The 6,969-nt window shown below is 60.4% G+C and carries 7 protein-coding genes and 1 tRNA gene; 4 read left to right on the forward strand and 4 right to left on the reverse strand.

Features of this window, described 5'->3' with window-relative positions; translation table 11 throughout:
* Window positions 1-46 precede the first annotated feature (46 nt).
* Both plsY and dprA read left to right on the forward strand, forming a co-directional pair.
* On the forward strand, window positions 47-634 hold the full coding sequence (plsY, locus tag CGZ66_RS38075) for a glycerol-3-phosphate 1-O-acyltransferase PlsY (RefSeq protein ID WP_095091839.1): 588 nt from the start codon (window positions 47-49) through the stop codon (window positions 632-634).
* Window positions 631-1,764, forward strand: coding sequence for a DNA-processing protein DprA (gene dprA, locus CGZ66_RS38080; protein ID WP_095091840.1), 1,134 nt, complete (start codon window positions 631-633; stop codon window positions 1,762-1,764). The genes plsY and dprA overlap by 4 nt, the downstream gene beginning before the upstream one ends.
* Before the next feature lie 53 nt (window positions 1,765-1,817).
* Here dprA and CGZ66_RS38085 read toward each other — a convergent pair whose 3' ends face one another.
* Both CGZ66_RS38085 and CGZ66_RS38090 read right to left on the reverse strand, forming a co-directional pair.
* Window positions 1,818-2,516, reverse strand: a complete 699-nt coding sequence (locus CGZ66_RS38085; protein ID WP_245331398.1) for a Stf0 family sulfotransferase — start codon at window positions 2,514-2,516, stop codon at window positions 1,818-1,820.
* A 2-nt stretch (window positions 2,517-2,518) separates the two neighbouring features.
* Complete coding sequence (locus CGZ66_RS38090) at window positions 2,519-4,024, reverse strand: glycosyltransferase (RefSeq protein WP_095091842.1); 1,506 nt, start codon at window positions 4,022-4,024, stop codon at window positions 2,519-2,521.
* Window positions 4,025-4,203: 179 nt separating this feature from the next.
* Here CGZ66_RS38090 and CGZ66_RS38095 point away from each other — a divergent pair, with 179 nt between their 5' ends.
* Window positions 4,204-5,013 (forward strand): hypothetical protein, encoded by an 810-nt coding sequence (locus tag CGZ66_RS38095; protein WP_095091843.1) that lies wholly within the window; start codon window positions 4,204-4,206, stop codon window positions 5,011-5,013.
* A gap of 40 nt (window positions 5,014-5,053) precedes the next feature.
* Here CGZ66_RS38095 and CGZ66_RS38100 read toward each other — a convergent pair.
* Window positions 5,054-5,129: transfer RNA gene (locus tag CGZ66_RS38100), tRNA-Lys, on the reverse strand.
* 302 nt (window positions 5,130-5,431) lie between these two features.
* On the opposite strand from CGZ66_RS38100, the gene CGZ66_RS38105 reads away from it, so the two are divergent.
* On the forward strand, window positions 5,432-5,935 hold the full coding sequence (locus tag CGZ66_RS38105) for a BA14K family protein (RefSeq protein ID WP_095091844.1): 504 nt from the start codon (window positions 5,432-5,434) through the stop codon (window positions 5,933-5,935).
* Window positions 5,936-6,044: 109 nt separating this feature from the next.
* On the opposite strand, the gene CGZ66_RS38110 is transcribed toward CGZ66_RS38105, so the two are convergent.
* The coding region (locus tag CGZ66_RS38110) for an FGGY family carbohydrate kinase (protein WP_245331397.1) at window positions 6,045-6,969 on the reverse strand (925 nt) is incomplete at its 5' end.

The raw sequence follows: 6,969 nt of genomic DNA on the forward strand, positions 1-6,969 counted from the left end.
GCACCGCGCCTGATCCGGCCATTCTGGGGGAAATGCGGGGGAAACAATGACTTACAGCCTCATCCCGGCGCTGGTGTTCGGCTATCTCCTGGGCTCGATTCCCTTCGGACTTCTGCTCACCCGCGCGGCCGGCCTTGGCGATGTGCGCAAGATCGGCTCGGGCAACATCGGCGCAACCAATGTGCTGCGCACCGGAAACAAGGGGCTTGCCGCCGCGACGCTGTTGCTCGACGCGCTGAAGGGCACCGCCGCCGTGTTGATAACAGGCCATTTCGCCCCTGAATTGGCGATTTGGGCCGGTCTCGGCGCCTTTCTCGGTCATCTCTTCCCGGCATGGCTGGGATTCAAGGGCGGCAAGGGCGTCGCGACCTATCTCGGCGTGCTCATCGGGCTTGCCTGGCAGGTGGCGCTGATCTTCGCCGTCGTCTGGCTGGTGATGGCCTTCTTGTTCCGATACTCCTCACTGGCAGCGCTGACGGCGGCCATTGTCGTGCCGATCGCCCTCTATTTCCTGAGCACGCCGCAGATCGCCGCCTTGTTCGCGGTGATGAGCATCATCGTCTTCATCAAACACAGGGAAAACATTTCGCGCCTGCTTGCCGGCACCGAGGGCAAGATCGGAGCCAAGACGTGAGCGAACCCGCCGCCGCGCCGCGCCTCAGCGACCGGCAGCGGGTGAGTTGGCTGCGCCTGATCCGCACCCAGAATGTCGGTCCCGCCTCCTTCCGCGACCTGATCAACCGCTTCGGTTCTGCCGAGGTGGCGCTGGAAATCCTTCCGGAATTGATGATTTCGGGAGGCGCCAACCGCATCGCCCGCATCCCGTCGATCGCCGAAGCCGAGGCCGAATTGGAGACAGCCCGAAAGGCCGGCGCGCGCTTTGTTGGCATCGGAGAGCCCGACTATCCACCGCTGTTGCGCAACATGGACCATCCGCCGCCACTGTTGGCCGTCAAGGGAAATGCCGCCGTGTTCCGGCTGCCGGGGGTCGCCATCGTCGGTGCCCGAAACGCATCGCTGGCCGGCATCAAGATGGCGCGCATGCTGGCTGCCGAGCTCGGCCGCGACGGCTACGGCATCGTCTCGGGACTGGCCCGCGGCATCGACACGGCGGCACATCAGGGCAGCCTGGCGACCGGCACGATCGGTGTGCTTGCCGGAGGGCTCGACCTGCCCTATCCGCCCGAAAACGCCGGCCTGTGCGAGGAAATTGCCGAGCGCGGCGCCGTCATTTCGGAAATGCCGTTCGGCTGGCAGCCGCGCGCCCAGGATTTTCCGCGCCGCAACCGCCTTGTCGCGGGCGCGGCCCTTGGGCTGGTGGTGGTCGAGGCAGCGCAGCGCTCTGGATCACTGATCAGCGCCAGGCTTGCCGGCGAAATGGGCCGGCTGGTCTTCGCCGTGCCGGGCTCGCCGCTAGATCCGCGCGCCGCCGGCGCCAACGGCCTGCTCAAGGACGGGGCCACCCTGGTCACCGAGGCCTCGGACATTTCCAGGGCGATCGCGCCACTGACCGGTTTGCGGGCGCCGGATGTGCCGCCGTTTCAAGACCCGCCCGACTTCTCGGTCACGCCGCCGCCCGGCGAAAGCGACCGCGCCCGCGTCATCGAGGCGCTTGGCCCGACGCCGGTGTCGGTCGACGAGATCATCCGCCACACCGGCCTGCACCCGGCCCAGGTCTTCATGGTGCTCTTGGAACTCGATCTCGCCGGCCGGCTCGAGCGGCATGCCGGCGGACATGTTTCGCTGGTGTTCGAAGGTCGCTGAGGGCAGCGTCGATCCCCGACCCGTTCGACGTTCGTCACCGCATGCAGGTAGCCCTATACAAAGTCCAGCGTATTTGGATTGCCCCGCTCACGCCTGAAACGATCGGCCCAATCGAAGCTGATTGAGTCTCGCTGTTGCTGGATCACGATGGTCGTCGAATCCGGGCTGTGTTGGAGCGTCACACTCATCATGTCCGCGACTTGACGGATGGCATTCAGGGGATCCGCGACTATTGACTCGTATTCAAGCCTGAGAGGATCAATCCCGGTCCGGGCAAAGAACATCTCCCAACGCGCCCTCTCCCGAACCAGCGCATCGAGTTGCCTCTGGATCAGCTCGGCATCGAAAACCGTTTCCTGGCTCACCGGTTGAGTGGAGCGGTATTGACCGGTTTGGAGGGCCCTCACCCAGGAAATTGCCTGACCGAGGAGGTCCCGCCTTGATAGAAAGATGAACCGAAGATTCGGAAGCGCGTCGAACCAGCCTATTTCGCTTGAAATCCAATCATGCTGGTGGGCAAAAATTTTTAGACCATAGATACGATTGGAGGTTGCGCCCATGGTGAGAATTCTTTCGACCTGCCCTGCCACATCTTCGGGGAAATTTGGATCGTCGAAAAAGCGGCGTCCCCTCCAATTGAAATACTCGAGCGGATGCCCGAGCATCCCAGTGCTGCTGAGATGCTGGCACAGGTAGTTGCTGCCGGACCTTGGCGATGTGCAAATTGAATAGCCACGAACGCCTCCAGACACCTTCAACCTCGCCCCCGAGCCCGACGAAACATTTTTCTTATAAAAAGCGGAATCATGCCGCTGTAGAGCCGTTTGCTCTCATTGACGAAATTTGAAAGGCGCGACAGCTCTCCGTCAATTCGATGCAATGCAGCCCGACTGTCCTGGGTCGCGCTGTTGAGGGAAGCAGAACCATCAGCGACAGAGCTTGAAAGGCTGGATAGCTGCCCTTCAAGGCGATGCAATCTGGCTTGGCTATCATGGGCCACGTTGTGGAGCGAAGCGGCGCTATCAACGACAGAGCTTGAAAGGCTGGATAGCTGCCCTTCAAGGCGATATAGTCGGGCCTGGCTATCATGGGCCACGTTGAGGAGCGCATCGGAGCCAAAGGATTTGACCCGTTCGCCAAGGTCCGTCAGTGCTGCGGCACCACTCTCCAAGGTTTTCGTGTTCGACCTGAGCAGATCGAGAAGCGTCGCCTGTTCTGAAGAATCACGCCAGGCACCGCCAATTTCGTTGGCGACACTGAACCATCTGCGGCGTTCGCGCGAAACGCCTATCTCCTCGATCCAGGATGCGGTGGCGAGCGATCGCTCATCGTCCGTCGTTTGGACATTCGTCTCAATGGCCTGACTGTAGGTGCGAAGATGCTCGTTGATGAAATGCTCGGCACCCGCCACCTTTCGAAAGTATGCACAGACCTCCGCGGCGTCGTCAGCGTCGAATTTTGACAATGCCTCCATCAGGTTTTCGACAGTGGTCGGCCTGGTCAGAAGGCCGACGCCGAGGTTCATTCGCCGCCATGCCTCCATGTTTGCCGTGTCGAGCAAACCGGCGAAACCACGAGCGTCGCAGACCACGACCGAGCATCCCACTGCTGCGGCTTCGATGGCCATCCGGGCGGTTGCGAACACGATATCGTATTGCAGCAGATCCTTTTCGAGTTGATGTGAAAACCGGCCCGTGGCGGGTCCCAACTCATCCAATTGCATATTGCTCCTGGCGCAGGCTTCGCGCACCGCTTGCTGATGCTCGAAATTCTTGGTCAGCAGAAGCCCCTTCAAAGGCTTCGATGGCAGGGGCGGACGCTGTTTGAAGCGTTCAAGGTCAATTGCATTGTAGATGAGGTCCAATCTGTTCGCCGGCACACCGCGCGACAGGCATTTGGCCTTGCACGCTTCATCGACCGCGATCCAGCGGCGTATCTGCGGATGAAGCATCGGGGCTTCGACCTCGAAGAAAGCGCTGTGGCAGGAAAACACCGCTGGTACATCGGGAAAACGCGCCAGCGCGGTCAGGCAAGGCGTCAAATGCTGTGCGTGAATTATATCGGGCTTTTCGACGATCTCGGCAATTCGGTCCACCACATGGTGTCCGCGCAGGCGCATTCGATCGGCCATCTCGCCAAGAGTTGGAGCCAGCAACATGGTTTGATGACCGCCGCGGCGAAGCCCGTCGGCCAGCAATTCAACAACGGCTTCGGTACCGCTGTTGTACGACACGAACAGATTGGTGATCAGAACCCGCAAATGCCGCCTCCTTAGCTGTTTCACAACCTCCGCATTGGCGGCGAGGATAACAGATGCTAGGCAGCGTTCTTAGTTTGAAGGCATCGGCCAAACAAGTTGCACAAAGATGGCCGGGGCCAACTCATGTGGGAAACCCTTTGATGCCTGGTCGCCTTTGATGCGGTCTGAAAGGCGGATGCATGCCGAACCTGGATTGGAGCCGTTTTTTGCCTGAAAAGTTGCAACATGTGCTGATCCTTGCCCATCCGGGGCATGAGCTCAGGATCCATCACTGGCTTGAGCTCAAAAAACCGCGAATCTACCTTTTGACGGACGGTTCAGGCGGACGCCATTCTTCCCGAACCCAATATTCACGCGACTTGGTGGAAGCTGCCGGCGCGACCGCAGGCGCGGTGTTCGGCGATATTCCCGACGCCACCTGGTATAAAGCGCTGTTGGCCAGGGATAGTGGTGTCTTTGCCGATGTGCTGAGGAGAATCCGCGCCGATCTGTCTGACATGCAGGACGTGCAAATCGTCTCGGACGCGGTCGATGGCTACAATCCGATGCATGATCTGGCCTTTGCATTCGGCAATGCCGTCAACAGGCGTCTGCAAGGCACGAAGCCGGGGCGCAAGCAGCTCTGCTCCGCCGCGGTTCCCAACGTGCCGGGGGCTGTCGAAGTGGAAATCCAACTGGATTCGGCTGCTCGCGCCAGAAAGATGGCTGCGGTCCAGGCCTATACGCCGTTGGCCGATGAAGCCCGCCAGATTTTGGAACGGGATCCGCAATGCTTTGACCGAGAACTTCTCATCGCGCAGCAGTTTGACTGGGATGCGCCCTGGACGCCGGAATGGGAGCGCATTGGCAAAGACCGCGTGGCCAAAAAAGTCTACGACAGATGCATCACCTATAAGGAAAATGTGCAGCCGGTCGCGCAGCAACTGATGTCGGAAAGCGCTAGGGAGCACGCGTCGCGGGAAGTCGAGCTTCTGCCGTCCAGCGCCTAGGCGCTGGCCTCGACCACCATCTGCGCTGATCTTGAAACAATGGTGAGCGCGATGGGATTCGAACCCATGACCTACTGATTAAAAGTCAGTTGCTCTACCGGCTGAGCTACGCGCTCCCGCGGGCTCGAAACGCTGCCCTCGAAATTGCGCGGAACATAGGGAGAGTGCCTCGACCGGTCAACCGGAAAAAGAGCATGGGCAAGCCAAGCTTTCCCGGCACTGCGATGTTGTCTGCCTGGCCGCTTCGAGTAGAGCATCAAGGGCCGTCCGAGCAGCCGAACGAATGGGCTCCAGGCCATCGTCAAGCCAGAGAAACATTATAAATCAGCAACTTGATATTTTAACGCGGAACTATTGCCGGGCTCGCCCGTTCTCCCAGCACAAGGGACGTCAATCACCCTTTCGAAGGAGAAGAACAGTGAAGAAGATCGTATCGGGTATACTGGCGACCACTTTGTCAGTTTCGTTTGCCGCGGCTGCCATGCCGGCTAATGCGGCTCAGATGTTCGTGCCACAGGCATCGGACTCGTCGTCGAATATTCTGAATGTCGGAGAGTCACGCTACGGGCCTTCGCAGTGGCGTCATAACCGACATTTCAACCGCAACTTCAGCAACCGCGATTTCGGCAACCGTCGCAACTTTGCCCGAAACAACGACGGCGGCGTCTATTGGAATGGTCATCGCGGCTACCGCGAGTACCATCGCGGCTATCGTCGCCACGGCGACAACTGGTTCCCGCTGGCTGCCTTCGCCACCGGCGCCCTGATCACCGGCGCGATCATCAACAGCGAGAACAACCGTGTCTACGAAGGCAATTCACATGTGCAGTGGTGCTATGACCGCTATCGCAGCTACCGCGCTTCGGACAACACGTTCCAGCCGAACTACGGTCCTCGCCAGGAATGCCGTTCGCCCTATTGATCGCGGGTGAGTCCCAGTAACTGACAGTGTCACGTAGAAAGGTCCGTGCAATGGCGCGGGCCTTTTTCATTCGCCGTATCGCAGTAGCATCAGCCAGCCAACGGATTGCCTATGGCACACTCAGTGTCCTGCGCACAGCATCGCGCCAGCCCGCCAGCTTGGTGGAGCGCGTCGGCGTGTCCATGTCCGGCTGGAAGCGCCGTTCGAGCGCCCAGCTTTTCGCAAACTTCCTGGCATCCGGCCAGACGCCGGCCCTCGAGCCGGCGAGCCACGCGGCACCGAGTGCCGTTGTCTCCAGAATGGTCGGGCGGTCGACCGGCGCATCGAGGATGTCGGCCAGGCGCTGCATGGTCCAGTCTGACGCTACCATGCCGCCGTCGACGCGAAGCACTGTCTCGACCGACGCGCCCTTCCAGTCCTTGTGCATGGCATCGAGCAGATCCCGCGTCTGGTAGGCGACGGATTCCAAAGCGGCGCGTGCAAACTCCGCCGGACCGGAATTGCGCGTCAGGCCAAAGATGGCGCCGCGTGCCTCGGCATCCCAATGCGGTGCGCCGAGCCCGACAAAGGCCGGCACCAGATAGACGTTTTGGGTCGGATCGGCCTCGGCCGCCAGCTTGCCGCTGTGCTCGGCCTTGCCGATCACCTTGATGCCATCGCGCAGCCATTGCACGGCAGCCCCGGCGATGAAGATCGAGCCTTCCAGCGCGTAGGTGGTCTTGCCGTTCAGCCGATAGGCAATGGTGGTCAGCAGCCGGTTCTTCGAACGCACCAGATCGCTGCCGGTGTTGAGCAGCGCAAAACAGCCGGTGCCATAGGTCGACTTCATCATTCCCGGCTCGAAGCAGGCCTGGCCGATGGTCGCGGCATGCTGGTCACCGGCAACGCCGAGGATTCTTATCTCGGCACCGAAGAGATTTTTCTCCGTGATTCCATAGTCATCGGCACAGTCTTTTACCTCGGGAAGCATTTTTGCCGGAATGTTGAGAACCGACAGCAGCTCGTCGTCCCAGGCGTTTTTCTCGATGTTGTAA

Origin of the sequence: Mesorhizobium sophorae, from assembly GCF_002270415.1 — a bacterium.
In the GTDB taxonomy this organism is placed as follows: Bacteria; Pseudomonadota; Alphaproteobacteria; order Rhizobiales; family Rhizobiaceae; genus Mesorhizobium; species Mesorhizobium sophorae.